Source organism: Mesorhizobium sp. B2-8-5, from assembly GCF_006440675.2.
Lineage (GTDB): Bacteria > Pseudomonadota > Alphaproteobacteria > Rhizobiales > Rhizobiaceae > Mesorhizobium.
In genome coordinates, this window is record NZ_CP083951.1 from 683221 (window position 1) to 707834 (window position 24614).

Annotated in this window: 22 protein-coding genes, 1 tRNA gene and 1 pseudogene; 18 read left to right on the forward strand and 6 right to left on the reverse strand. The window is 65.3% G+C overall.

Translation table 11 applies throughout. The features are described from left to right. Positions 1-70: 70 nt before the first annotated feature. Complete coding sequence (locus FJ430_RS03185) at positions 71-1066, reverse strand: aldo/keto reductase (protein WP_140708533.1); 996 nt, start codon at positions 1064-1066, stop codon at positions 71-73. Between the two features lie 96 nt (positions 1067-1162). Between FJ430_RS03185 and FJ430_RS03190 the strand changes: the two genes are divergently transcribed. The 15 genes and pseudogenes from FJ430_RS03190 to FJ430_RS03260 all read left to right on the forward strand — a co-directional run bounded on the left by FJ430_RS03190 (position 1163) and on the right by FJ430_RS03260 (position 17049). Beyond that, positions 1163-2053: a LysR family transcriptional regulator gene (locus tag FJ430_RS03190; protein WP_140708536.1), complete on the forward strand. Its 891-nt coding sequence runs from the start codon at positions 1163-1165 to the stop codon at positions 2051-2053. 169 nt (positions 2054-2222) lie between these two features. After that, positions 2223-2513: pseudogene (locus FJ430_RS03195) on the forward strand (YceI family protein); the annotation flags it as partial. A gap of 269 nt (positions 2514-2782) precedes the next feature. After that, entirely contained in the window at positions 2783-3769 is a 987-nt protein-coding gene (locus FJ430_RS03200) for a Gfo/Idh/MocA family protein (protein WP_140708538.1), read from the forward strand. Between the two features lie 72 nt (positions 3770-3841). Next, entirely contained in the window at positions 3842-5497 is a 1656-nt protein-coding gene (locus FJ430_RS03205) for an FAD-binding dehydrogenase (protein WP_140708539.1), read from the forward strand. 96 nt (positions 5498-5593) lie between these two features. Then, positions 5594-6559 carry a ketopantoate reductase family protein gene (locus FJ430_RS03210; RefSeq protein ID WP_140708541.1) on the forward strand — a complete coding sequence of 322 codons (966 nt, stop codon included), beginning with the start codon at positions 5594-5596 and terminating at the stop codon, positions 6557-6559. A gap of 96 nt (positions 6560-6655) precedes the next feature. Continuing rightward, positions 6656-6976, forward strand: coding sequence for a hypothetical protein (locus FJ430_RS03215; RefSeq protein ID WP_226892055.1), 321 nt, complete (start codon positions 6656-6658; stop codon positions 6974-6976). Positions 6977-7016: 40 nt separating this feature from the next. Then, positions 7017-7913 carry an RNA polymerase sigma factor gene (locus FJ430_RS03220; protein ID WP_140708543.1) on the forward strand — a complete coding sequence of 299 codons (897 nt, stop codon included), beginning with the start codon at positions 7017-7019 and terminating at the stop codon, positions 7911-7913. A gap of 182 nt (positions 7914-8095) precedes the next feature. Further along, the gene (locus FJ430_RS03225) at positions 8096-8401 is read left to right on the forward strand and encodes a helix-turn-helix domain-containing protein (RefSeq protein ID WP_140708545.1); all 306 of its coding nucleotides are present in this window, start codon (positions 8096-8098) and stop codon (positions 8399-8401) included. Then, positions 8398-10413: a hydrogenase 4 subunit B gene (gene hyfB, locus FJ430_RS03230; protein WP_140708547.1), complete on the forward strand. Its 2016-nt coding sequence runs from the start codon at positions 8398-8400 to the stop codon at positions 10411-10413. Before FJ430_RS03225 ends, hyfB begins: the two co-directional genes overlap by 4 nt. After that, the gene (locus tag FJ430_RS03235) at positions 10404-11360 is read left to right on the forward strand and encodes a respiratory chain complex I subunit 1 family protein (RefSeq protein ID WP_140708549.1); all 957 of its coding nucleotides are present in this window, start codon (positions 10404-10406) and stop codon (positions 11358-11360) included. The genes hyfB and FJ430_RS03235 overlap by 10 nt, the downstream gene beginning before the upstream one ends. Beyond that, positions 11360-12022: a hydrogenase-4 component E gene (locus FJ430_RS03240; protein ID WP_112098328.1), complete on the forward strand. Its 663-nt coding sequence runs from the start codon at positions 11360-11362 to the stop codon at positions 12020-12022. Before FJ430_RS03235 ends, FJ430_RS03240 begins: the two co-directional genes overlap by 1 nt. Continuing rightward, positions 12019-13470 carry a hydrogenase 4 subunit F gene (locus FJ430_RS03245; RefSeq protein WP_140708550.1) on the forward strand — a complete coding sequence of 484 codons (1452 nt, stop codon included), beginning with the start codon at positions 12019-12021 and terminating at the stop codon, positions 13468-13470. Before FJ430_RS03240 ends, FJ430_RS03245 begins: the two co-directional genes overlap by 4 nt. Positions 13471-13475: 5 nt before the next feature. After that, entirely contained in the window at positions 13476-15005 is a 1530-nt protein-coding gene (locus tag FJ430_RS03250; RefSeq protein WP_140708552.1) for an NADH-quinone oxidoreductase subunit C, read from the forward strand. Positions 15006-15026: 21 nt separating this feature from the next. Then, on the forward strand, positions 15027-15563 hold the full coding sequence (locus FJ430_RS03255) for an NADH-quinone oxidoreductase subunit B family protein (protein WP_140708554.1): 537 nt from the start codon (positions 15027-15029) through the stop codon (positions 15561-15563). Positions 15564-15738: 175 nt separating this feature from the next. Further along, complete coding sequence (locus tag FJ430_RS03260; RefSeq protein ID WP_226892057.1) at positions 15739-17049, forward strand: CynX/NimT family MFS transporter; 1311 nt, start codon at positions 15739-15741, stop codon at positions 17047-17049. A gap of 47 nt (positions 17050-17096) precedes the next feature. On the opposite strand, the gene FJ430_RS03265 is transcribed toward FJ430_RS03260, so the two are convergent. Then, positions 17097-17627 carry a dihydrofolate reductase family protein gene (locus FJ430_RS03265; protein ID WP_140654498.1) on the reverse strand — a complete coding sequence of 177 codons (531 nt, stop codon included), beginning with the start codon at positions 17625-17627 and terminating at the stop codon, positions 17097-17099. Between the two features lie 138 nt (positions 17628-17765). Then, the gene (locus tag FJ430_RS03270) at positions 17766-18665 is read right to left on the reverse strand and encodes an AraC family transcriptional regulator (RefSeq protein WP_140708556.1); all 900 of its coding nucleotides are present in this window, start codon (positions 18663-18665) and stop codon (positions 17766-17768) included. A 172-nt stretch (positions 18666-18837) separates the two neighbouring features. Between FJ430_RS03270 and FJ430_RS03275 the strand changes: the two genes are divergently transcribed. After that, complete coding sequence (locus tag FJ430_RS03275) at positions 18838-19791, forward strand: aldo/keto reductase (RefSeq protein WP_140708559.1); 954 nt, start codon at positions 18838-18840, stop codon at positions 19789-19791. 546 nt (positions 19792-20337) lie between these two features. Here the strand turns inward: FJ430_RS03275 and FJ430_RS03280 are convergent. Next, positions 20338-20982, reverse strand: coding sequence for a hydrolase (locus FJ430_RS03280; protein WP_140708561.1), 645 nt, complete (start codon positions 20980-20982; stop codon positions 20338-20340). Positions 20983-21135: 153 nt separating this feature from the next. Between FJ430_RS03280 and FJ430_RS03285 the strand changes: the two genes are divergently transcribed. After that, positions 21136-22029, forward strand: coding sequence for a LysR family transcriptional regulator (locus tag FJ430_RS03285; protein ID WP_140708564.1), 894 nt, complete (start codon positions 21136-21138; stop codon positions 22027-22029). Positions 22030-22193: 164 nt separating this feature from the next. Next, positions 22194-22391 (forward strand): hypothetical protein, encoded by a 198-nt coding sequence (locus FJ430_RS03290; protein WP_140708567.1) that lies wholly within the window; start codon positions 22194-22196, stop codon positions 22389-22391. 247 nt (positions 22392-22638) lie between these two features. On the opposite strand, the gene FJ430_RS03295 is transcribed toward FJ430_RS03290, so the two are convergent. Together FJ430_RS03295 and FJ430_RS03300 are read right to left on the reverse strand one after the other, a co-directional pair. Continuing rightward, positions 22639-22715: transfer RNA gene (locus tag FJ430_RS03295), tRNA-Arg, on the reverse strand. 188 nt (positions 22716-22903) lie between these two features. Continuing rightward, a complete protein-coding gene (locus FJ430_RS03300) occupies positions 22904-24394 on the reverse strand; it encodes a sensor histidine kinase (protein ID WP_140654506.1) in 1491 nt (496 codons plus the stop codon). Positions 24395-24614: the final 220 nt, after the last annotated feature.

Consider the following 24614-nt stretch of genomic DNA (forward strand, 5'->3'; position numbering starts at 1 on the left):
CGGCAGGACAGAGAGGGGGCCTCGCGCCGAGCCGTCAACAAAAAGGGCGCCGAAGCGCCCCTTTCAACTCTCACCCATTCACCAGCGCCAGCAATTCCTCCGTGTAGCGCTTGCCGACCACCTTGTCGGGCGACAGCGCATCGCCGATTGCCGCTACTTCCGCCGCGCTCAGCTCGATGCCGGCTGCCGCCGTGTTTTGCTCCAGATGGCGTATCTTCCTTGCGCCGGGGATCGGCACGATGAAATCGCCCTGGTGCAGCACCCAGGCGAGCGCCAGTTGCGCCGGTGTGACGCCCTTTTCAGCCGCCAGCTTTTCCAGCACCGCGATGACGGCGTTGTTGGCTGCCATCGCTTCGGCCTGGAAGCGCGGCAGGGTGCGGCGCCAGTCGCCGGCGCCGAGCGCGTCCGGCTTGCCGATCGTGCCGGTGAGCAGACCGCGGCCGAGCGGGCTGTAGGGGACAAAACCGATACCGAGCTCGCGGCAGACGGCAAATATCTCGTCCTCGGGATCGCGGCTCCACAGCGAATATTCGCTTTGCACCGCAGCGATCGGATGCACGGCATGCGCCCGGCGCAGCGTCGCGCCGCTCACCTCCGACAGGCCGAGCGCCCGCACCTTGCCCTCGCGCACCAGCTCGGCCATGGCGCCGACCGTGTCCTCGATCGGCACGTTGGGGTCGACGCGGTGCTGATAGTAGAGGTCGAGCACGTCGGTATTGAACCGCTTGAGCGAGGCTTCGGCCACTGCCTTGACGTGCTCGGGGCGACTGTCGACGCCGATCATGCGGTCCATGCCCGAGCCGTGCTCGGAAATCTTGAAGCCGAATTTGGTGGCAATCGTCACATGATCGCGCACCGGCTTCAGCGCCTTGCCGAGCAGGATCTCGTTCTCGAACGGACCATAGACTTCGGCGGTGTCAAAGAAGGTGACGCCGATCTCGACGGCGCGGCGCAGCGTGGCGATGGCTTCCGCCTCCGGCTGGCCGCCATAGCCGAAGCTCATGCCCATGCAGCCGAGGCCGACGGGGAAGACTTCGAGTTCAGTTCCTAGCTTGCGGGTTTTCATCACGCATCTCCTTGTTGCGGTGGGAGGGAGATAACGTCTTGCGATCCGTTCGATAATCGGTTCTCTTTCGCACGGCTTGCTCTATAAAATAGAACAATGAACCGGACCAACCTCTCCCAACTCGCCGTGCTCGCCACCGTCGCCCAATGCGCCAGCTTCCGCCGCGCGGCGCGCGAGCTCGGCATCGCGCCGTCGGCGGTCAGTCATGCCGTGTCGAGCCTGGAAGCACGACTCGGCGTGCGGTTGCTGGCCCGCAGCACGCGCAGCGTCGCGCCGACCGAGGAAGGCGCGCAATTGCTCGAACGGCTAAGGCCGGCGCTGTCGGAGATCGACCTGGCGCTGGAAACGGCGGTCGAGGCGCGCGACCGGCCGGCTGGCAATCTGCGGCTGACCGTGCCGCGCACCGCCGCGCATCTGGTGCTGACGCCACGGCTTGCCGACTTCGCCGCCGCCTATCCCGACATCGTGCTGGAGATCGTCATCGAGGATCGCTTCACCGACGTGGTCGAAGGCGGTTTCGATGCCGGCGTGCGGCTCGGCGAAAGCCTGCAGCGCGACATGATCGCGGTCCGTATCGGGCCGAATATCCGCGGCGCGGTGGTCGCAGCGCCATCCTATTTCGCGGTGATGCCGAAGCCGCGCCATCCGAGCGAGCTGGCCGACCACCGCTGCATCCGCTTCCGCTTCTCCAGCGGTATCCTCTACCGCTGGGAATTCGAGAAGGACGGCGAGGAAATCGAGATCGCGGTCGAGGGGCCGCTGATCCTCGACGAGGATCACCTGATCGCCCAGGCGGCGGTCGACGGCGCCGGGCTTGCCTTCGTCTTCGAGCCCTATGTGCGAGCGCCGCTCGCCGACGGCCGGCTGATCCGCGTGCTGGAGGATTGGTGCCCGACCTTCGAGGGCTTTTTCGTCTACTATCCGAGCCGCAGGCAGATGCGGCCGGCGCTGAGGGCGTTCGTGGATTTCTTCAAGGTGAGCGGGTAGGAGTGCGGCAAGATCACGCTTCAAGGTTGATAAGCAAATTTTCAACCGTCGGCACCGCCCCTCATCTGCCTGCCGGCATCTTCTCCCCGTTGAACGGGGAGAAGGGGCTGGTCGCCAGGCCGGCGCCTTTCCTGCGACTTCTGAGATTAGCGAAACCACCGGCGGAAGCTTGCGCTCCGACGCGGTGTTCGACGCGGCCAACAATCCGGAGATCCGGTTCCGCTCGACCAGCGTCACCCGCACCGGCGACACGACGGCGCTTGTCACCGGCCGGCTGACGGCGCGCGGCAAGACGTTTCCGGAAAAATTCACGGCCGAGCTCGGCGGATTGAAGAGGGGGACGATCAAGTTCCACGTCACCGGCAAGGTGCTCAGGTCGCGCTACGGCATGGATGTCGGCACGCCGCTCTATTCCAACATCGTCGACTGCGACATGACGCTGATGGGGAGAAGGGGGTAGTTCCAAGCCCCGCGTCCTCGAGTTCGTCATCCTAGGGCGAAGCAAGGAGCGAAGCGACGCGCGCAGACCCTAGGATCCATTCCGTGACGCTAAAGCGTTGCAACGGTTACAGATTTCTGCGCCGCTGCACTTTACGTCAAGGGTTACGGAATGGATCCTCGGGTCAAGCCCGAGGATGACGAAGGCGTTTTGTGGCCCGCGTCTGCGATTGGCTTTTCCGTCGATTTCGGGCAAACCTCGTTACCTGTAAACCGACATGGAGAAGCGTGATGTTCCGATGGGGTGTTCTGTCGACGGCAAAGATCGGCCGCGAGCAGCTTTTGCCGGCAATCGTGGATTCGGAGAACGGCGTCCTGTCGGCGATCGCCAGCCGCGACCTGTCGAAGGCCAAGGCGTTGGGCGAGCGTTTCGGCGCCCGCCATGCCTTCGGCTCATACGAGGAGCTGCTCGCCTCCAAGGACGTCGACGGCGTCTATATCCCGCTGCCGACATCGCAGCATGTCGAATGGACGGCGAAGGCGATCGAAGCGGGCAAGCATGTGCTGGTCGAGAAGCCTCTGGCGCTCGACGCCAAGGACATCCCGCCGCTGATCAAGCTGCGCGACGAAAAGAAAGTGCTGGTCTGCGAGGCCTTCATGGTCGTCTACCATCCGCAATGGATCAAGGTGCGCGACCTCATCGCCGGCGGCGCCATCGGCCGGCTGCGGCATGTGCAGGGCGCGTTTTCCTATTACAATGTCGACCCCAAGAACATGCGCAACCAGCTCGATCTCGGCGGCGGCGCGCTGCCCGATATCGGCGTTTATCCGACGGTGTCGACGCGCTTTTCGACCGGCAAGGAGCCGATCCGCGTGCAGGCGACGATCGAGCGCGACAAGACCTTTGGCACCGACATCTATTCCTCGATCCGCGCCGATTTCGGCGACTTCGAGCTGTCCTTCTATCTGTCGACGCAGATGGCGGCCCGCCAGGTTATGGTGTTCCACGGCGAGAACGGCTTCATCGAGGTTTTTGGCCCGTTCAATGCCGGGCTCTACGAGCATCACCGCATCGAGCTGCACAACCAGAACCACACCGAAGCGCAGGTGTTCCGCTTCCCGGGCACGCAGCAGTACCGGCTGGAATGCGAGGCCTTCGTGCGTGCCGCGCAGGGTGGCAAGGACCCCGTCTTCACGCTGGAGGAATCCGTGCTCAACCAGAAAGTCATCGACGCTATTTTCCGCGCCGGAGAAAAGGACGGCTGGGAGAACGTCTAGCTCTTTTGTTTGACGCAATTCCGGACGGAAAACCGCCTTTCCTGGAATTGCTTTGCCGGCCACGGAGGAAAAATGGCTGACGCGGACGTGATCATTGTCGGCGCGGGGCTGGCGGGCCTCGTCGCCGCGGCCGAGCTGGCTGACGCCGGCAAGAAGATCGTCATCGTCGACCAGGAGCCGGAGCAGTCGCTGGGCGGCCAGGCCTTCTGGTCGTTCGGCGGCTTGTTCCTGGTCGATTCGCCCGAGCAGCGGCGCATGCGCATCCGCGATTCCCACGACCTCGCGCTCGAGGACTGGATGGGCACGGCCGCCTTCGACCGTCCGGAGGATTTCTGGCCGCGCAGATGGGCCGAGGCCTATGTCGGCTTCGCCGCCGGCGAGAAGCGCTCATGGCTGATCGAGCGCGGCCTGAAATTCTTCCCCGTGGTCGGCTGGGCCGAGCGCGGCGGCGGCAATGCGACCGGCCACGGCAATTCGGTGCCGCGCTTCCACATCACCTGGGGCACAGGGCCCGGCGTGCTCGAACCTTTCGTGCTGCGTGTGCGCGAGGCGCAAAAGCGCGGGCTGGTGGAGTTCAGGTTCCGCCACCGGGTCAACGAGATCGTCCGCACTGGCGACACCGTCACCGGCGTCCGCGGCGACGTGCTGGAGCAAAGCGGCGTCGAGCGCGGCCACAAAAGCCCGCGCGCCGTGACCGGAGACTTCGAGCTCCATGCACAAGCGGTGATCGTGGCTTCCGGCGGCATCGGCGGCAACCACGAGCTGGTGCGCAGGAACTGGCCTGAGCGCCTCGGCGCGCCGCCAAAGCGCATGATCACCGGCGTGCCCGACCATGTCGACGGGCGCATGCTGGCGATCACCGAGGCTGCCGGCGGCTCGATCATCAACCGCGACCGCATGTGGCACTATGTCGAGGGCATCAAGAACTGGGCGCCGATCTGGACGGATCACGCGATCCGCATCCTGCCCGGCCCCTCGTCGCTCTGGCTCGACGCACGCGGCAAAAGGCTGCCGGTGCCGCTCTACCCGGGCTTCGATACGCTCGGCACGCTCAGCCACATCATGAGCACCGGCTTCGACTATTCCTGGTTCATCCTGACCAAAAAAATCATCCAGAAGGAGTTCGCGCTGTCGGGCTCCGAGCAGAACCCCGACCTCACGGGGAAAAGCTGGCGGCAGGTGCTGGGCCGCGCAACAAGCGGCATTCCCGGCCCGGTGAAGGCGTTCATGGAAAAGGGCGAGGACTTCATCGTCGAGGCTGACCTTGCAAAGCTGGTGGCGCGCATGAACGCGCTGGCCGGCGGCGCGCCGCTGCTGGAGGTCGCCCAGGTCGAGCGCGAGATCCGCGCCCGCGACATGCAACTCGACAATCCATTCTCCAAGGACGCGCAGATCACCGCGCTGCGCGGCGCGCGCGCCTATCTCGGCGACAAGCTGATCCGCACCGCCAGGCCGCACAACATGCTCGATCCGGCGAACGGCCCGCTGATCGCGGTGCGCCTCAACATCCTGACCCGCAAGACGCTGGGCGGCTTGCAGACCGATCTCGACAGCCGCGTGCTCGATGCCGCCGGCGAGCCGGTGCCGGGTCTCTATGCGGTCGGCGAAGTGGCCGGCTTCGGCGGCGGCGGCGTGCACGGCTATGCGGCGCTGGAAGGCACTTTTCTCGGCGGCTGCATCTTTTCCGGCAGGAGCGCCGGAAGGGCCGCGGCAGCCACGATTGCGTGAACAGAGGGCGCGGATGATCGCCGGCCCGGCGACAACACTGTAGGCTTTTTCGGTCAACTCGACCGAAGTCCCAACTCCAATCACAGCGGGAACAGCATGCGCATCATCGTCTATGGCATCGGCGCGGTCGGCGGCGCCATCGCGGCCCAGCTCAGCTTTTCCGACCATGCGGTCATCGGCATCGCCCGCGGCAGGCAGCTCGATGCCATCCGCGCTGCGGGGCTGTCGCTTTCCACCCCGCAAGGCACCAGGATCGCGCGCTTTCCCGTCCATGCCGACCCGACGGAGATTTCCTTCAGGCCGGACGATGTCGTGCTCCTGACGATGAAGACCCCCGACACACTCGGCGCACTGCAGCGGCTCAACGCCGCCGGCGTAACGGCGCAACCCGTATTCTGTTTCCAGAACGGCGTTGCCAACGAGCCGCTGGCGTTGCGTTTCTTCGCCAATGTCTATGGCGCGACGGTGATGCTGCCGGCCGATTATGACACGCCCGGCCAGGTAGCGGCCTACTTCGCGCCCAGGATCGGCGCCTTCGATATCGGCCGCTATCCTTCCGGAATAGACGGTACAGTCGAGAAACTGTGCGGGGTTCTGAGCGCGTCCGGTTTCATCGTCGACCCCAGGGACAATGTGATGAGCAGCAAATATCGCAAGCTGCTGGCCAACCTTCGAAACATCATCGACGCCGCGCTCGGGGATACCGAGCTGCAGCGGAAATGGTATGCGAAGGCACGAGCCGAAGCCGAGGCCGTGCTGAGCGCGGCCGGGATCGACTGGGACAAAGCCGACGCCATGGCCCGTGAAGAATTGACAATCGGCACTGTCCCGGGCCGCGTGCGCGTCGGGTCGTCGACGCTGCAAAGCATCGTGCGCGGGACCGGGTCCCTCGAAACGGACTTCCTCAATGGCGAGATCGTCCTTCTCGGGCGGCTCAACGGCATGGCGACGCCCGTCAACTCAGCCTTATGCAAACTGTCGGTCGAGCTGGCCAGCGGCCGGATGCGACCGCAATCGGCCGGCGACGACACGATCGTCTCCATGATCGGCGGAAGCGGCTGATCGCAGGAGACGAATCGAAAGATAGCAACCCACCCGGGAATCCTTTCGAGCCCATGGAACGTCTTCCTCACGCAGATCCGCAAACAGGAGACGACCATGACCTACAATCTCATCCGCTACGGCGTGAAGGACGCCAGCGCCGCCGAGAACCGGGCGCTGGTGGCAAAGGTGTTCGAGGCGCTGGATGAAACCCAGCCGCAGTCGGTGCGCTATCTGGTGCTCGAACTGGAGAATGGCGAACTCGTCCACTTCGTCGGTTACGACAAGGACAGTTCGGCGCTGACCGAACTGGACGCGTTCAAGGCGTTCGGCGCCGATCATGCCGGGCGGCGTTCGACGCCGCTGGCGAGGTCGCCGGCGAAGATCGTCGGCAACTATCGTATGCTGGCCAAAGCCGATGAAGCCGTGCCCGCCTGACCAGGGCCGGCTTGTGATCGGCGAGGCGAGAAAGAGGACGATGAGCTCAGCAGGGTTCGGCCGCGCGGAACTTGAAGCCATGCTCGTCGGCCTGCGGCCGAAACTGCACCGCTATGCGGCGCGCATGGCCGGCTCGGCGATCGAGGGTGAGGACATCGTGCAGGAGGCGGTGGTGAAGGCGCTTGCCGCCCATGATGGCGGCGCGCGCGTCGAGCGTCCCGAGCAATGGCTGTTCCGCATCGCCCACAATGCGGCGCAGGATCATCTGCGCCGCCGCCAGCGGGAGCGTTCGCGAATGAGCGAGGCCGACATGACCGCGATAGCGGACCTCTCCGCCAGCGCCGAGACGAGGCTCGCGACTGCCATGAGCCTGCGCAGCTTCATGCGGCTGACGCCGGCGCAGCGCAGCGCCGTGATCCTGGTCGACGTGCTCGGCCTCAGCCTGCATGAGACCTGCGAGGTGACGGGCGCGACGCTTGCCGCCGTCAAGGCGGCGCTGCATCGCGGCCGGGCGGAGTTGAAGGTATTGGCCGCGTTGCCGGACGACATGACCATGCCGAAGCTCGACCCGGATGAGGAGCGTCGGCTGCGCCGCTATGTCGACCTGTTCAACGCGCGCGATTTCGACGGGGTGAGGATGCTGATCGCCGAGGACATCCAGGTCGACGTCGTCAACCGCGCCCGCCTCAACGGCAAGAAGGAAGCCTCGACCTATTTCGGCAATTACGACCGCATGAGCGACTGGGCGTTGTCACTCGGCTTCGTCGAGGCCCGGCCGGCGATCCTGATCCGCAACCCGCGAGCCGGCGATACGGTGCGCGGCTTCGTGCTGATCGACTGGCGCGGCGATGAAGTCGTCCGCATCCGCGATTTCCGCCACGCGCCTTATTGCGTCGCGGAGGCTGATATTCTCCTCACCTCTGGCGAGCGGGCATGACGGCTCCGGACCGCGTTTGCTACTTCGAAATCGATCTTCCGCTGGCAAATGCCCATAGCCGACCTGCGGCTGCGGTGGCATCAACATATATGTTTCATACATCAATCCTTGACGATAGAACATTTTAATGTAGGCTGCAGCACCGACACCTCATATCTCAGAACTGAACGAGAGAGTCGTCGGTGATAACCGCACCGCAATTGCGCGCCGCAAGATCGTTGCTCGGCATCGATCAACGCCGGCTTGCCGAATTGTCCGGCCTGTCGGTGCCGACGATCCAGCGCATGGAAGCCAGCGGCTCGATCATCCGGGGCAATGTCGATTCGCTGATGAAGCTGATCGCCGCGCTCGAGGTGGCCGGCATCGAACTGATCGGCGAAGGCGCGGTCAGCCAGGGCGGCGGTCGCGGCGTGCGGCTGAAGAGCGGGTTCGATCCGGCCAGGGCATCCGATGCCGGCGATGTCGAGCCTGGCGGGAGCCTGCCGTGATCTCGACCGTGGCTCTTGTGCTGTGCGGTCCTGCCGCGCTTCTGGCAACAGCCATCCTTGCCGCGGCCGTCAGCCGGCACACCTTTGCGACGCGTCTGGTCTACGGCGCCGCGTTTGCCATTTCAGCCGCACTGATCGTGATCGTTGCCAGCCATCTCGCCGGCAATTCCGGCGAGGCGTCCGCCACCTTGCCGCTCGGCCTGCCCTGGACCGGTGCCCGGTTCCGCCTCGACGGCCTGTCGGCGTTCTTTCTCGTCGTCGTCAATCTGGGCGGCGCCATCACCAGCCTTTATGCCCTTGGCTACGGCCGGCACGAATCCGCGCCGCATCGCGTGCTGCCGTTCTATCCGGCGTTCCTCGCCGGCATGAACCTCGTGGTGCTGGCCAACGACGCCTTCAGCTTCCTCTTGTCCTGGGAGTTCATGTCGCTCGCCTCCTGGGCGCTGGTCATGGCGCACCACCGCGACGAGGCCAACCGACGCGCCGGCACCATATACCTGGTGATGGCGGGCTTCGGCACGATGGCGCTGCTGCTTGCCTTCGGCCTGCTGGCGGGACCGGCGGGAACCTATGCGTTCGACGCGATGCGGACGGCGCATCCGGGCCCGTTCGCGGCAGGCGCGGTGCTCGTTCTCATGCTGCTCGGCGCCGGCTCCAAGGCCGGCCTGGTGCCGCTGCATGCCTGGCTGCCGCTTGCCCATCCGGCGGCACCCAGCCACGTCTCGGCGCTGATGAGCGGCGTCATGACCAAGGTCGCCATCTACGGCTTCATCCGCGTGGTGTTCGACCTGCTTGGCGCGCCGGCATGGTGGTCGGGCGTCGCCGTGCTCCTCATCGGCGGCGTGACGGCGGTGCTGGGCATCCTTCACGCGCTGATGGAAAAGGACCTGAAGCGGCTGCTCGCCTATTCGACCATCGAGAATATCGGCGTCATCTTTGCCAGCCTTGGCCTTGCCTTGGCCTTCAAGGCGAACGCCATGCCCTCGGCCGCGGCGCTGGCCCTCATCGCGGCGCTCTTCCATGTGCTCAACCATTCCTTCTTCAAGAGCCTGCTGTTCTTCGGCGCCGGCGCGGTGCTGACGTCGACCGGCGAACGCGACATGGAAAAGCTCGGCGGCCTCATCCACCGCCTGCCGGTCACCAGCTTCGTCTTTCTCGTCGGCTGCGTCTCGATCTCGGCGCTGCCGCCCTTCAACGGCTTCGCCTCCGAATGGCTGGTCTTCCAGGCCATATTGCGCAGCCCCGAACTGCCGCAATGGGGGCTGAAGGTCATCGTGCCCGCGGTCGGCGGCATGCTGGCGCTGGCGGCGGCGCTGGCCGCGGCCTGCTTCGTCAAGGCATTCGGCATCACCTTCCTTGGCCAGGCGCGATCGGCGGCGGTGGAACGGGCGCATGAGGTCGACCGCTGGTCGCTGGCGGCGATGGCCGTGCTTGCCGCCTTCTGCCTGCTCGCCGGCATCCTGCCCGGCTTGGTCATCGACGGCCTGTCGCCGGTGACGCTTTCGCTCATCGGCGACCGCATGCCGGTGCAGATGGCCGAGCCCTGGCTGTCGATCGTGCCGATCGCGGAGAGCCGCAGCTCCTATAACGGCCTGCTGGTCTTCGCCTTCATCGCCATTTCGGCGTCGCTCGCGGCCTTCTTCATCCACCGCTTCGCCTCGCATGCGCTGCGCAGGGGCATTGCATGGGGGTGCGGCTTCGCCGACCCGGTGCCCGCCGCGCAATACACCGCCGTCAGCTTCGCGCAGCCCATCCGCCGCGTCTTCGGCAGCTTCGCGTTCCGCGCCCGCGAGACGGTGGACATGCCGGCGCCGGGTTCCCTCGAACCGGCGCACCTCAAGGTGGATATGCATGATTTGGCCTGGGATATCTTCTACCAGCCGATCGCCGGCGCGATCGATTTCGCCACCGAGCGCCTGAACCACCTGCAGTTCCTGACCATCCGCCGCTATCTGACGCTGGTCTTCCTCTACCTCGTCATCCTGCTTCTGGTGCTTGCGCTATGGCCGTGATCCTGGAGCTTGCCGTGCAGGGCGCGCAGATGTTTTCGGTGCTGTTGCTGGCGCCGCTTCTGATCGGTTTCGTGCGCAAGGTGAAGGCGAGGCTGGTGCGGCGGCAGGGACCCTCGGTGATCCAGCCCTATCGCGATCTCGTCAGGCTGATGCGCAAGGAGATCGTGCTGGCGGACAACGCGTCCTGGCTGTTTCGCGTGACGCCCTACCTGATCTTCGCCGCCACATGGGTCGCGGCGGCGCTCGTTCCGACCTTTGCCTCCGGCCTCCAGTTCAGCTGGGCGGCTGATCTCATCGTCATCGTGGCGCTGCTCGGCAGCGCGCGCTTCTTCCTTGCGTTGGCGGGGATGGACGTCGGCACCAGCTTCGGCGGCATCGGCGCCAGCCGCGAGGTCATGATCGCTTCGCTGGCCGAACCCGCGATGCTGCTCATCGTCTTCAGCCTGGCACTGGTGGCCGGCGCCACGCAGCTTTCGACTGTCGCCGCCTTCATGGGTTCGCCGCAGGTCGGGCTGCGGGTGTCGCTCGGCATGTCGCTGATCGCGCTGGTGATGGTGGCCATCGCCGAGAACGCGCGCATACCGGTCGACAATCCCGCCACGCATCTGGAGCTCACCATGGTGCATGAGGCGATGATCCTGGAATATTCCGGCCGCCATCTGGCGATGATCGAGCTCGCCAGCTTCCTCAAGCTGCTGCTCTACATGTCGCTGATCTCCTGCGTCTTCCTGCCCTGGGGGCTGGCGAGCGCCGGGACGGGGCCGCAATCGCTGGCCATCGGCGCCGCCGCCTATCTCGCCAAGCTCGCCGTGCTTGCCATCCTGCTTGCCGTGTTCGAGACGGCGGTCGCCAAGATGCGTGTCTTCCGGGTGCCAGACTTCCTGGGTGCAGCGCTGATGCTGGCATTGCTCGGCACGCTCCTGCTGTTCGTCTCGCGGAGCCTGTGATGAACGGTCTCACCTTCGACATCGCCCATCTGCTCGCCGGCAGCCTGGTGCTGATCTCTTTCATGATGCTCTACCAGGACCGGCTGTTCGCGCTGATCAACGTCTTTGCGCTGCATGCGGTGGTGCTGGCGCTCTCGGTGGCCTGGCAGGCCTACATTCAGGACGCGCATCATCTCTACATCACCGCCGGCATCGCTTTGGTCTTCAAGGCGATCGTCATTCCCGTCGGGCTGCATCGCATCATCCAGCGGCTCGGCATCCACCGCGACATCGAGACCGCCGTCGGCATCGGCCCGACCATGCTCGCCGGCATCGGGCTGGTGACGCTTTCCATGGTGCTGATGCTTCGGGTGACGCCCGAGGCCGACCCGCTCGCCCGCGAGGACCTCGCCTTCGCGCTGTCGATCATCCTGCTGGGGCTGCTGGTGATGGTGACAAGGCGCAACGCCGTCAGCCAGGTCGTCGGCTTCATGTCGCTGGAGAATGGCCTGGTGCTGGCCGCCACCGGCGCCAAGGGCATGCCGCTGGTGGTCGAGATCAGCGTCGCCTTCTCGATCCTGATCGCCTTCATCGTCATCGGCGTCTTCCTGTTCCGCATCCGGGAACGGTTCGATTCGGTCGATGTTGGCGCGCTCGACGACTACCGGGGAGAACGCCGGTGAGCGGGTTCTCCTTCGACGCCGTCGCCGCGATCCTTTTCATTCCGGCCGCCGCCGCGGCCATCCAGGCGGCATTGCCGAACTACCGCATGACGGCGATCGTGAACGTGATAGCGAGCCTGCTCACCTTGCTCGCCGCGCTGTCGCTGTTCGTCACCGAGCGGCCGGCGCCCGGGCAATATCTCATCGTCGACGATCTCAACATCGTCTTCATCGTGCTCAACACATTCGTCGGCTTCACCACCAGCATGTTCAGCGCCTCCTATATCGCGCATGAGCTGGAGACCGGCCGGCTGACCGCGCCGAACCTCAGGTTCTACCACGCGATGTACCAGATCATGATGTTCGGCATGAACCTGGCCTTCGTGTCGAACAATATCGGCCTGATGTGGGTCGCGGTGGAGCTCGCCACGCTGACCACCGTGCTGATGGTCGGCATCTACCGCACGCATGAGGCGCTGGAGGCGGCCTGGAAATACTTCATCCTCGGCAGCGTCGGCATCGCCCTGGCGCTGTTCGGCACCATCCTCGTCTACATGGCCGCGCAGCCGGTCGTCGGCGAAGGCACCAACGCCATGGTCTGGTCGGTGCTGATCGAGAAGGCGGCGCATTTCGACCCCGCGCTGCTCAGCGTCGCCTTCATCTTCCTGCTGCTCGGCTACGGCACCAAGGTCGGTCTCGCGCCGCTGCACGCCTGGCTGCCCGACGCGCATGCCGAGGGCCCGACGCCGATCTCGGCGGTGCTGTCGGGCCTGCTGCTCAACGTCGCGCTCTATGCCGTGCTGCGCTTCAAGCTTTTGCTCGCGGCGAGCCCGCAGGCGATCGGCCCCGGACCGCTGATGGTCACGATGGGGCTGACCTCGCTGATCTTCGCGGCCTTCATGCTCTACCGCCGCCGCGACATCAAACGCCTGTTCGCCTATTCCTCGATCGAGCATATGGGCATCATCGTCTTCGCGTTCGGCATGGGCGGCCCGCTCGCCAACTTCGCCGGCCTGCTGCACATGGTCATGCACAGCCTGACCAAATCGGCGATCTTCTTCGCCGTCGGCCATATCGCGCAGGTCAAGGGGACGCAGAAGATCTCCGAGATCAGTGGGCTGACCGAAAGCCATCCCGGCCTCGGCTGGGCGCTCGTCATCGGCGTCGTTGCGATCGCCGGCCTGCCGCCGCTCGGCATCTTCATGAGCGAGTTCCTGGTCGTCAGCTCGACCTTCGCCAGGCATCCGTGGCTGGCGATCCCGCTGGTGTTCGGGCTGCTGATCGCCTTCGGCGCGCTGCTGTTGCGGCTAACGGGGCTTGCCTTCGGCGAGCCGCGCCGCGGCATGGCGCCGGTCGAGGCGTCCTACGTGCCGATGTACTCGCACCTCGCCTTGGTGTTTGCCGCCGGCATCTATCTGCCGGCGCCGCTGGTGGCGTGGTTCCAGCACGTCGCCGGGATTCTGGGGTGATGCGCATGGTGAGGAAAAACACGCCCGTGCTCGCCGATGTCATCGAAGCCGGTCGTCGTCGGATCGAGCATCACGTTCCCTGGCCGCGCGCCGTGGTGACCGCGAAGGTCTGGAACCTCGCGGTCGAGCAACTCGCCAATGGTCGCTGGAGCCTGCTCGGCCTGTGGGGGGAGCCGGACAAGGTGCATATGGCGCTTCTCGACGAAGCGCAGAGCATCGGCGTCATCAGCCTGGATTGCCGCGGCGGCCGCTACCCGTCGATCGGCCAGCACCACGCGCCCGCCTTGCGGCTGGAACGCGCCGCCGCGGACCTGTTCGGGCTGGCGCCGCAGGGCCTGGCCGACACCCGCCGCTGGCTCGACCATGGCCAATGGGACGTCTCGCATCCGCTGGCCGTGCGGCCCGGCGGACCGGCGACCGCCGCCTCCTACCGGTTCCTCGCGGCCGAGGGTGAAAGCCTCCACCAGATCGCAGTCGGGCCGGTGCATGCCGGCATCATCGAGCCGGGGCATTTCCGCTTCACGGCCGGCGGCGAAACGGTAGTGCGGCTGGAAGAGCGGCTGGGCTATGTGCACAAGGGCATCGAAGGCCTGATGGCAGGCGCGCCGATCGACCGGGCCGCAAAACTCGCGGGCAGGACGTCGGGCGACAGCACGGTCGCTTATTCGCTGGCCTTTGCCCGCGCCGTCGAAACCGCGCTCGGGCTCGAGGTTCCCGCGCGTGCAATCTGGCTGCGGGCGCTGATGGCCGAACTGGAGCGCCTTGCCAATCATCTCGGCGACATCGGCGCCATCTGCAACGACGCCGCCTTCGCGATCATGCACGCGCATTGCGGCGTGCTGCGCGAGCGCGTGCTGCGCGCCGCCGACGCTGCCTTCGGCCATCGCCTGATGCGCGACCGTATCGTACCCGGCGGCACGGCGAGCGATCTGGACGAGGCGGGGACAAGCGCCATTCGGTCGCTGGTCGCGGAGATCAGGAAGCGCTTCCCGCATCTGGTCGAACTCTACGACAACACGGCATCGCTGCAGGACCGCACGGTGGCGACCGGCCGGCTGAAGGTCGAGCTTGCCCGGCAACATGCCGCCGGCGGTTACGTCGGGCGGGCGTCGGGCCGCGATTTCGACGCGCGGCGCGATCTTGCCTACGCGCCTTATGACGAACTCGCCTTCGATGTGCCGGTGCTGCGGGAGGGCGACGTCAACGCGCGCGTCTGGATCCGCGTGCGCGAGGTCGAGCAGAGCCTGTCGCTGGTCGAGCAGATTCTCGGGCGGCTGCCCGCCAGCCCGATCCGCGTCGATATCGCCGCGCCGGGAGAGCCGCGCGAGGGCATGGCGCTGGTCGAGGGTTTCCGCGGCGACATACTGGCCTGGCTGCGCATCGGCGAGAACGGCACGATCGAGCGCTGCCACCTGCGCGACCCTTCATGGTTCCAGTGGCCGCTGCTGGAAGCGGCGATCGAAGGCAACATCGTCGCCGACTTCCCTCTCTGCAACAAATCGTTCAACTGCTCCTATTCCGGCCACGACCTCTAAGCCCGGCCAAGGCACACCGCCATGCGAAAACTGCTCTTCGAAAGCCTGATCCGCCCGCCCTTGACCGAGCGCCCGCCGCAAGCGAGCGACGCGGCCGTCGACGAGCTGGCACGCGCCCTCGACGGGCTTGCCCGCAAGCGGCTCGGCCGGAGCCTGTCGATCCGCGCCGTGGACGCCGGCTCCTGCAATGGCTGCGAGCTCGAAATGCACGCGCTCAACAACGCCTTCTACGACATCGAGCGCTTCGGCTTCCGCTTCGTCGCCTCGCCGCGCCACGCCGACGTGCTTCTGGTCACCGGGCCCGTCACGAAAAACATGCGCGAGGCGCTGAAGCGGACTTTTGACGCGACCCCCAACCCGAAATGGGTGGTCGCGCTCGGCGACTGCGCCAGGGACGGCGGCTGCTTCGCCGGCAGCTACGCGGTCGTCGGCGGCGTGGCGGACGTGGTGCCCGTCGACCTGCACATTCCAGGCTGCCCGCCGGCGCCGATCGAGATCCTCAAGGGATTGATCGCGCTGCTCGACGGCGCCAACGGCAAGGCGGGCGCCCGCAGCTGACGGAGACGACGAGCCCGGCAATCGCATTTTCAGTGCGAGCCGAGCCGTGCTAGGATTTCGAAGAGAGATCCGGGCCGCAAAATTCGAGAAGCTCGATTGCGCAGGCAGCAGGCCGGCCGTAGCGGCCGCCCGCAGATTTGGTGGGGCAAAAGATGGGAGGGGGCAGTTCGGCCGTATGGCCAAGGTTGGCGTTGGCCTGCACGCAGTGCCGGACCGCCGGGCGGCGCAGGCCGGGCGAAAGCAGGTCTTTTTGCACGAGCCAACCGATGCGCCGGCAGGCATGCCCTCCGCGCCGGACCTGATCGTCATGCGCGGCCGCTGGACGATCCTTGCAGTCCTCTTTGCCGCTCGCGCCGCAATGGCGGTGCAATTCCAGAGTATCGCGGCCATCGCGCCGGAGCTGGGGAAGACACTGAACGCCAATCTCGCCGATATAGGCGTGCTCATAGGCCTCTATTTCGCGCCGGGCATCGCGCTGGCGCTGCCGGGCGGTGCGATCGGACGTCGCTTTGGCGACAAGGCGACCGTGCTTGCCGGATTGGTCATGATGCTGGCGGGCGAGGCACTGCTTTGCATCTCGACTTCATGGAGCGTGCAAATCGCCGGCCGGCTGATCGCGGGCATAGGCGGCGTGCTGTTGAACGTGCTCATGACCAAGATGATGGTCGACTGGTTCGCGGGCCGGCAGATCGCCACGGCGATGGCGATCTTCATCAACTCATGGCCGCTGGGCATTGCCCTCACGCTCGTCGCGCTGCCGCTGATCCAGGCTGAATTCGGAATTGCGGGCGCGCAGATCGCGGTCATGGCGCTTATCGGCGCAGCCCTGGCGCTGGTGGGGCTTTTCTACCGGCCGCCAGGCCAGCCCGCCGCTCCGGTTTCGGCGCAAGACGCGCGACTTGGGCTGCCGGCCGTCTGGGCCGTGCTGCTGGCAGGCTTGATATGGGCCTTCTACAATGTCGGCTTCGCCATGATCTTCAGTTTCGCGCCGTCGATGCTGGTCGAGCGCGGCTGGTCGACGGCCGCCGCCGGCTCGGCCGTCAGCATCGTGCTGTGGCTCGCGGCCCTATCCGTTCCCCTTGGAGGCTACCTCGCGGACCGCGCGGGAAGCCGCAATACGCTGCTTGCCGCAAGCTGCCTGGCTTTCGCTGCGCTGATTGTGCTGTTGTGGCGGGGCTCGCCGGTGCCGCCCACATTGGTTGCGCTCGGCCTCGTCTGCGGGCTCCCAGCCGGATCAATCATGAGCCTGCCGGCGCGGGTGCTGGCGCCGGCGACGCGAGCGCTGGGAATGGGACTCTTCTACACGGTCTACTACGCCACGATGCTGATCGCGCCCTGGCTCGGCGGCAGGCTGGCGCTTTGGACTGGCCACGCAGGCGCAGCCCTCGGCCTCGGCTCGGCGGCACTTATGGCCTGTCCGATGCTTTTGTGGGGGTTTGAACGCTGGCTGCTCGTGCAGGCCCGAACGGCGCCGCGCGCGAGCTGAGACCTTACGAATTTTCGACAGGCGGTGGCGCGCCGGACGTCGCGAGATCAGGCCGGAGCGTAGGTCAACCTGATCACATCTTCGCCGATCCGATCATGCGCCATCAGGCGGAGCGGTGGTCGGGGTCCGGCGAAATAGGGCTTGCCGTGACCAAGCACGACCGGGTGCAGGTAGATCCGATATTCGTCGATCAAGCCCAGTTCGGCGAGGCTTCGCGCCAAGTCCGGGCCGGCGACTTCGATCTCGCCGTCGCGCTCGGCCTTCAGCTTCCGCATTGCGCCCTCAAGATCATCTTCGACGAGCGTGGCGTTGGGACCTACAGACTGCAATGAGCGCGAGACGACCCATTTCGGCTGGCGCCGCCACGCCGCCGCGTAGGCAAGCCGCTCGGCGTCCCACTCGGGATGCTCGTCGTCCCAATAGCGCATGATCTCGTACATGCGGCGACCGTAGACGCTGCCCGACTGCCGCTCGGCCTCCGCGATGAAGTGGCGGAAGAGCGTGGGGCTTGGCCCGAACGCCGTATGATCGACGTAGCCGTCCAGCGACTGGTTCATTCCGAACACGAGCTTGGCCATTGCCTGTTCCTCAAATGGCATTCACGCAATCTGATTGCGTTATGCAATCGGTTCAGGTTAGGTCGACCGATTTTATTTTGCAATTGGTTTTTGGCGCGCATGAACGCCAATTTGAAACCGGTGCCGGGCAGGCTGAACTCAAGCTACCACTGCCAAGCCCGGCGAGGCGCGCAAGCGGGCTATGTCGCGCGCCGGCGGTTCTCCAAAGTGGCGGCGATATTCGCGACTGAACTGCGACGCGCTTTCGTAACCTACGCGGAAGGCGGCAGTCGTGGCGTCGATGTCCTGGACCAGCATCAGGCTGCGCGCGTCCTGCAGCCTGAGCTGCTTCTGGAATTGCAGCGGCGTCATCGCCGTCACGGCGCGAAAATGCTCGTGCAGGCTCGACGGACTCATGCCTACTTCCGCGGCAAGCCGCTCGATGCTGAACCGTCCCCGGAAGTTCTTCCCGATCCAGGCGATGGCGCGGCCGACCTGGGCCACCCGACCTTGGCCGGAGGTGATGTGCCGCATCCTGGCGCCATCCGGGCCGGCGAGCAGGCGATAGAGAATTTCCTGCTCGGCAAGCGGCCCGAGCACGGGCAGCGCTGCCGGATCGTCGAGCAGGCGTAGCAGGCGCAGCGCCGCGTCGAGCAGACCGGCGCCGGCGTCGGACACCGTCTTGCCTATGGGCGGGGATGGCGCTCCCGGCGGCAGTGGCACGCGCAACGCCAAGTCCCCCAGCATGACCGGGTCGAAATCGAGGTACAGGCAGAGATAGGGCTTGTCGGGCGTCGCCTCGACCACATGGCCTATAACCGGCAGGTCGTAGGTCACGACCCCATAGCGCCCCGGCGCGTATCGGAACACGCGGTCGCCCAGCGTGACCTCCTTGCGCCCCTGCGCGACGAGGCACAGTTGCGGCCGGTAAACATTCGGCATCGGCATCGTCACCGTGGAGGATCGAACAAGCGTCACACGTTCGATGGGGGTGGCGTGGAAGCCATCCTTCGCGACGTGCCGGGCAATCACGGCCGCGATTTCGGTCAGCGTTTCCATGAATCGGACCATCGCACGCGCGCGGAAGGGCGGCAATGCGAACCCGCAGCTTCTGGAGGATTGGGCAGCAATCCCGGCGCATCAGGCTAACGGTTCGACGTCGCCGCGCATCAAAGTGTCAGCGGCGCCTGGGTCACAGCAAACCTGGCCACGGAACAAGTATGGAGCAAACATGAGAACCGATAATCTGAAGACCCCCACGGTCGCACTGGGCACGTGGGCCTGGGGCGACAGCGGCGAGACTGGCAACGGCTACTTCGGCAGCCACCTGACTCAAGCTGGCCTGGAAGAGGTCGCCGACAAGGCGCACGCGGCCGGGTTCACCCTGTGGGACACCGCCCTGGTGTACGGCATGGGCCGCTCCGAAACCGTACTCGGGGAGGTCCTGAAGCGCTACGCCCGCAGCGGCTACCAGCTCTCGACGAAGTTCAACCCGCGGATCGCGGGAACCAGCGACGATCCGGTGGCGGACATGCTGCAGCAGAGTCTGGCCAACCTCGGCACCGACTACATCGACCTCTACTGGATTCACAATCCAGCCGATGTGCCGCGGTGGACTCCGCACCTCATTTCGTTGCTGAAGAGCGGGAAGGTCAAACATGTCGGCGTCTCGAATCACAACCTGAGCGAAATCAAGCTCGCCGACCAGATCCTGGGCGAAGCCGGGTTCCGGGTCGAAGCCGTCCAGAACCACTATAGCCTCCTCTACCGCAGCTCTGAGCAAGCTGGCATCCTGGACTACTGCCGCAACCAAGGCATTCCGTTCTTCGCCTATATGGTGCTCGAACAGGGCGCCTTGACCGGCCGGTACAGCCCGGAGAATCCGCTGCCGGAAGGCAGCAGCCGGGCGGAGATCTACAACGGCATGCTGGCTCAGCTGAAGGCTCTGACGGACAAGCTCGCCTCGATCGGCCTGAGCCAGGGTGCAGCAGCGCCCGATGTCGCGACAGCGTGGGCGATAGCCAAGGGCACGACGCCGATCGTCGGCGTCACCAAGCCCCATCATGTCGACGGTCTGGCCCGAGCCAGCAGCATCACGCTCACCAGCGACGACATCGCGGAGTTGGAAGCTCTTGCCGACGCCGCTAACGTGAACACCCGCGGCTTCTGGGAACAAGAGATGTAAGTCTAAGCCGTCGGACCGCCGCTCCGAGCGACACGGCAGGCGATCATTTAGCTCCGCGTGATGATCGCCTGTGACCGAGCAGGTTGCCGGTTGCCTCCACCTGATTGTGCAAGTGCTCCAGAACGCGTTGCGCCATTCCGCAAAGTTCCGGATCACCTGCGCTGCGATGGTTGCCTTGTCTTGCGGTAGGAACCGCTCTTAGCGTTGCTGCACCATGTCGGGCGTGTCCTGGATCGCGTAGCTCACCGCGCATCGAACCTTTCCAGCCTCTGCCTTTGGCGCCATGGGTCGCCGCCGCGCCTAGTCGCGCCAGATGACGCTTTCGGGATCGGCCAGCCACCTGCTCAACGACCAGAAAGAGGCGCGGCGGGCCAGATCGAGCCGTTTCGGCGGAAGGCTTCACCGCTGCCGGGTCAGCCGGGGCCAGCATCCGCGCACATGGATTTATCGCTGACATCAAAGGCTTTCCCGTGAGGTGAGAATGGCGAGGGCCGGCAAACGGATCGATTCCGACCCTCATCGAAATGCTCGCCATCCCGGCCGGGATCAGCCAGCCACTGGCGTGTTGAGAAGCTGCTGCTCCCAAAGATACGCGATGCCGCTGCCGCCGAAGTGCTGGATGAGAATCTCGGTCAGCTCCTCGACATGCTCGGTGCGCGCCCAATCGCGTTGCCATTCGCCAGCGAGCGCCATCACGGTCATTACGTTCGCGCCGGCCGCGATCATTCGCTGGATGGCAACTTCGTGAGACTCCTTCGAAATCCCGCCCGACGCGTCGGTGATCACGGTCACGTCCCAGCCTTCGCCGGCGGCCTGGATCACAGGCATTGCGACGCAGACCTCGGTCCACAGGCCGGCGATGATCAGCTGCTTGCGGCCGGTCGCCTTGACGACGTTCACCACATTCTCGTCCTGCCAAGTGTTCACCCAGGTGCGATCGATGACTTCCTGGCCCGGAAATACGTCGGTGATCTGCTTGAAGAGACGTCCGCCGCGCGCCGCGATCACGCTGGTGAGAATGGTCGGAACATTGAAGGCTTTTGCCAGCTTCGACAGCGCGGTCGTGTTGTTGACCACCATGTGCGGATCGTGGCTGTTCAGGTTTGCGAGTTGATAAGGCTGGTGGTCGATCAGAACGAGGACCGAATCTTCGGGACGAAGAAGCGAATCGAGGCCGTTACGAGGGGTCATCAAGACATCCTTTCTCTGCCGCTATGGACGGCGATGGGTTCACGGGCGACATGCGCCAGCCGGCGACGTTGCCGGGACGCAATTTGCTGTTCCTTTGGGTGATGAGGTAGTGCCGTACTCAGGTAAGCTGTGTCGCGAAATAAGGAACGACGAATGAACATCGAAGATCTCCAGACATTCGTCGCCGTGGCCGATGCAGGGGGCGTATCGGCCGCCGCACGCCGGCTCGGCGTCTCCAAGTCAATCGTGAGCCGGCGGCTTTTCCGGATCGAGGCAGAACTCGGCGTCCAGCTTCTTGCACGAACGACCCGCGGGGCCGCGCTTACGGAAGCGGGGATCACGTTCAGAGACCACGCGGCCAGAGCCAGCGCCGAGATCGATACCGCCAGGGAAACCATCCTGCCGTCCGGCGACCTTCGCGGCCGCCTGAGGGTTGCCATGCCGCTTACTTTCGGCCCGACGCACTTCGCCCCCGTGCTTGCGGAAATGGCGCGGCAGCACCCGCGGCTTCACATCCAGACCTCCTACAGCGATCGCTTCGTCGATCTCATCGCAGAGGGTTTCGATTGCGCGATCCGGGGCGCCTACCTTCAGGACTCCAACCTGATCGCGCAGCGCGTCGGGCCGATCCATGGAAAGCTTGTCGCAAGCCCGGATTACATCAAAGCGCATGGGTCACCGGAGACTCTGGACGAACTCGTCACCCATCAGGCCCTCATGCAGGGAACGGAAGCCTGGCAGTTCATGGATGGCAGCAAGATTGTTACGGTCCAGCCGCAGGGCAAGTTCAAAGCCGACAGCGCCACGGCACTTGCCGCTGCTGCTGCGGCAGGCCTCGGCATCGCCTGGCTCCCCGATTGCATCACATATGAATATGTGGCCTCCGGTGCATTGGTTCCGATCATGACACGCTATCCGGTACCTCCGGGGGCCGCGTATGTCGTACGCCCGCCGGGTCAGCATCCCGCGCGGAAAGTGCGGGTGCTCACCGAAATGCTGACTGAGTATTTCAAACGGAACCCGAAGCTTTGGGGTCTCGACGGCTAAGAAGCTTAGCCAAGGATCTGCATTCGACGTCGGCATTCCTTCGGCGATATAGGCCCGAATGTTCCACTTGCTGCGACACAGCTTGACTTATCTAGGTGTTTGCTAGTCTGGCAGCCGGTCGCGCGCCAGTTTAGACATTCTGGCAGCGCAGGAGGATGACGCACATGAGTTGGAACCCAGCCATCGAGCCCGGCTGCCCCGATGAGGTGGGCATCGACGCCATCGAGACCCTCATCGTCGCGCCCTGCCAGCGCCGAAGCGGCAAGCCGGTTGGCGCGCGCAGAATTGGGGCAAGGGGCGCTTCGATCTGCCGGTCGATGACCGGGATGAGCATGTTCCTCTTCCGGACTGACCGGCGCTGATAAGGTGATCGCCGGACACGGCTCGGGCGGTCGAAGACGACCTGAAGACGTCCGTCTTGCGGCGCATAGCGATCATCCAACGCCGAATGCGTGAGCTCCGCCTTTGGCCAAATTGCTCATCCGAGCGTAAGCGATTCGAACTTCTTCACCGCCTAACGTCGCCATTTCTACTCATATTTGTACTTGGGCTGTCTGCCGCTCTTCGCGCCGGCGTAGTTCGGCGGCATGGAGGGCAGTTGGCGGTATTTGGCGCGCCCGAAGAGATTCGAACTCCTGACCCCCAGATTCGTAGTCTGGTGCTCTATCCAGCTGAGCTACGGGCGCGCAACAGGCCGTGCATGACACAGGCCCCGCGTTCCGGTCGAGACGGCCGGCCGCGATGTGGAGTGTTCCCTAACGACTGAATTCGCGAAAAGCAAGCCGATCCGGCAAAAGTTTTGTCGCAGACGGTTTTGCCGGCTTTGATCGAGGCGCGCCGCTGCCGACAGGCGGCTCAGCCGGAGGCGGCAACCTCAAGCCGGGCGGCGCAGGCCGTTGCGCGCCTGGTCGAGCCGGACAGGCTGGTCGGGGATGGTGACGGCGAAGACGGTGCGGCCGCCGATCGATTCGACGAGCTCGACGGTGCCGCCATGGGCGCGGGTCAGCTCGTGCGCGATCGCCAGGCCGAGGCCGGTGCCGCCGCTGCGGGCCGAGCCGCGGAAGGCGGCGAACAGGTTCTCGCGCGCCTTGGGCGGCAGGCCGGGGCCGGTGTCGGTGACGGTGATGCGGCTGACGCTGCCATGGCGCTCGGCCGCGACCGCCAGCCGGCGCACCACCGCGCTTTCGGTGTCGGCGGCCATCGCCTGAATGGAGTTGCGGCAGAGATTGGTGAGCACGCGGAAGAGATGGTCGGAATCGGCGTCGACCTCGAAGGCGAGCTCGACGCCGTTGATGAACTCGATGCCCTCCTCGATGTCGAGCAGGCCGTGCACGTCGTCGACCAGCTGGCGCAGCCTGAGCCGCCGGCGCGACGGCGCCGGCTCCTGGGTGCGGCCGTAGTGAAGCACGCCTTCGGAATAGGAGACGGCGCGGTCGAGGGCGCGCAGAAGCTTCGGCGCGAAGGCCTGCACGGTCGGGTCCTTCACCTGGCGCAGCCGGTCCGACATCAGCTGCGCGGACGCCAGGATGTTGCGCATGTCGTGGTTGATCTTGGAGACGGCCAGGCCGAGGTCGGCGAGATGCTTCTGCTCCGACAGCATCTTCTGCAGCCGGTCCTGCATCTGCGACAGCTCGCGCTCGGCCACGCCGATCTCGTCGGCGCGGTCGGCGGGGCGGATGACGCGGCCGGGATCGTCGGGCGCCTCGGAGAAGGCCAGGATCGAGCGCGTCATGGTGCGGATCGGCCCGATCATGATCAGGTCGATCGCCGCATAGACCAGCATGGCGGTGAACAGCGAAATCAGCAGCGAGACGACGGCGACGTTGCGCGAATATCGAAGCATGGCATCGCGCAGCCTGTAGTCCGGCATGATCAGCTCGAATTCCTTATCGCTGTCGCCGACCGGGCCGAAGACCCGCAGCATGCGCTTGCCGCCGAAGAACAGCGTGTCGAGCGCGCCGGTCATGCCGTTGACCAGGCCGACATCGGCGATGTCGATATGCTCGTCGACCTGGGGCGGCATGTCGGAAACGACGAGCAGCCGCGAGACGCCGCCGTCGCGCACGGCGATCGCCTTGGCGCCGATCGCCATCAGCACGTCGTTCTGAGCGTTATGCGACAGCGCGTTGGGCTCGCCCTGCAAGAGCACGATCGACACGGCGGCGGCGGTGCTCAACCGCTCCTTCAGCCAATTGACCCGATAGCTGGCGATCCAGGGCAGGAAGATCAGGATTTCAGCCAAAAGCACGAAGGCGATGGTGAGGAAGAGGAGCTTGGTCGACAGGCCGCGCGACAGCGGCACCCGGCGCGTCGAATTCGCCGCCGGCCTTGCCTTCTCGTTCGTGGGCAGAGTTTCACTCGTCATTGACGCGCATTCACAAAGGCTTGATCGGCCAAGATTATGCGATTTGCGGCTTTTTTGCCAATTTCAACCTTGGTCCAGCAAAAATGCCTCGGAGGCACCCCGGATTGACTTCCCAAAACCTTCTTCCTATAAGCCCGCTCACGCTCGGGCCATTCGTCCCGGCGCGGTTTCGATCGCGCCTAAGCCGGCCCGGCAAAGCTCCTGTTACAGAGTGACAGAA

Bases quoted from the DNA above. Each gene is read 5' to 3' on its own strand.
- FJ430_RS03185 (WP_140708533.1), bottom strand. From the start codon at position 1,066: ATGAAAACCCGCAAGCTAGGAACTGAACTCGAAGTCTTCCCCGTCGGC.
- FJ430_RS03190 (WP_140708536.1), top strand. From the start codon at position 1,163: ATGAACCGGACCAACCTCTCCCAACTCGCCGTGCTCGCCACCGTCGCC.
- FJ430_RS03200 (WP_140708538.1), top strand. From the start codon at position 2,783: ATGTTCCGATGGGGTGTTCTGTCGACGGCAAAGATCGGCCGCGAGCAG.
- FJ430_RS03205 (WP_140708539.1), top strand. From the start codon at position 3,842: ATGGCTGACGCGGACGTGATCATTGTCGGCGCGGGGCTGGCGGGCCTC.
- FJ430_RS03210 (WP_140708541.1), top strand. From the start codon at position 5,594: ATGCGCATCATCGTCTATGGCATCGGCGCGGTCGGCGGCGCCATCGCG.
- FJ430_RS03215 (WP_226892055.1), top strand. From the start codon at position 6,656: ATGACCTACAATCTCATCCGCTACGGCGTGAAGGACGCCAGCGCCGCC.
- FJ430_RS03220 (WP_140708543.1), top strand. From the start codon at position 7,017: ATGAGCTCAGCAGGGTTCGGCCGCGCGGAACTTGAAGCCATGCTCGTC.
- FJ430_RS03235 (WP_140708549.1), top strand. From the start codon at position 10,404: ATGGCCGTGATCCTGGAGCTTGCCGTGCAGGGCGCGCAGATGTTTTCG.
- FJ430_RS03240 (WP_112098328.1), top strand. From the start codon at position 11,360: ATGAACGGTCTCACCTTCGACATCGCCCATCTGCTCGCCGGCAGCCTG.
- FJ430_RS03250 (WP_140708552.1), top strand. From the start codon at position 13,476: ATGGTGAGGAAAAACACGCCCGTGCTCGCCGATGTCATCGAAGCCGGT.
- FJ430_RS03255 (WP_140708554.1), top strand. From the start codon at position 15,027: ATGCGAAAACTGCTCTTCGAAAGCCTGATCCGCCCGCCCTTGACCGAG.
- FJ430_RS03260 (WP_226892057.1), top strand. From the start codon at position 15,739: ATGGCCAAGGTTGGCGTTGGCCTGCACGCAGTGCCGGACCGCCGGGCG.
- FJ430_RS03265 (WP_140654498.1), bottom strand. From the start codon at position 17,627: ATGGCCAAGCTCGTGTTCGGAATGAACCAGTCGCTGGACGGCTACGTC.
- FJ430_RS03270 (WP_140708556.1), bottom strand. From the start codon at position 18,665: ATGGAAACGCTGACCGAAATCGCGGCCGTGATTGCCCGGCACGTCGCG.
- FJ430_RS03275 (WP_140708559.1), top strand. From the start codon at position 18,838: ATGAGAACCGATAATCTGAAGACCCCCACGGTCGCACTGGGCACGTGG.
- FJ430_RS03280 (WP_140708561.1), bottom strand. From the start codon at position 20,982: ATGACCCCTCGTAACGGCCTCGATTCGCTTCTTCGTCCCGAAGATTCG.
- FJ430_RS03285 (WP_140708564.1), top strand. From the start codon at position 21,136: ATGAACATCGAAGATCTCCAGACATTCGTCGCCGTGGCCGATGCAGGG.
- FJ430_RS03290 (WP_140708567.1), top strand. From the start codon at position 22,194: ATGAGTTGGAACCCAGCCATCGAGCCCGGCTGCCCCGATGAGGTGGGC.
- FJ430_RS03300 (WP_140654506.1), bottom strand. From the start codon at position 24,394: ATGACGAGTGAAACTCTGCCCACGAACGAGAAGGCAAGGCCGGCGGCG.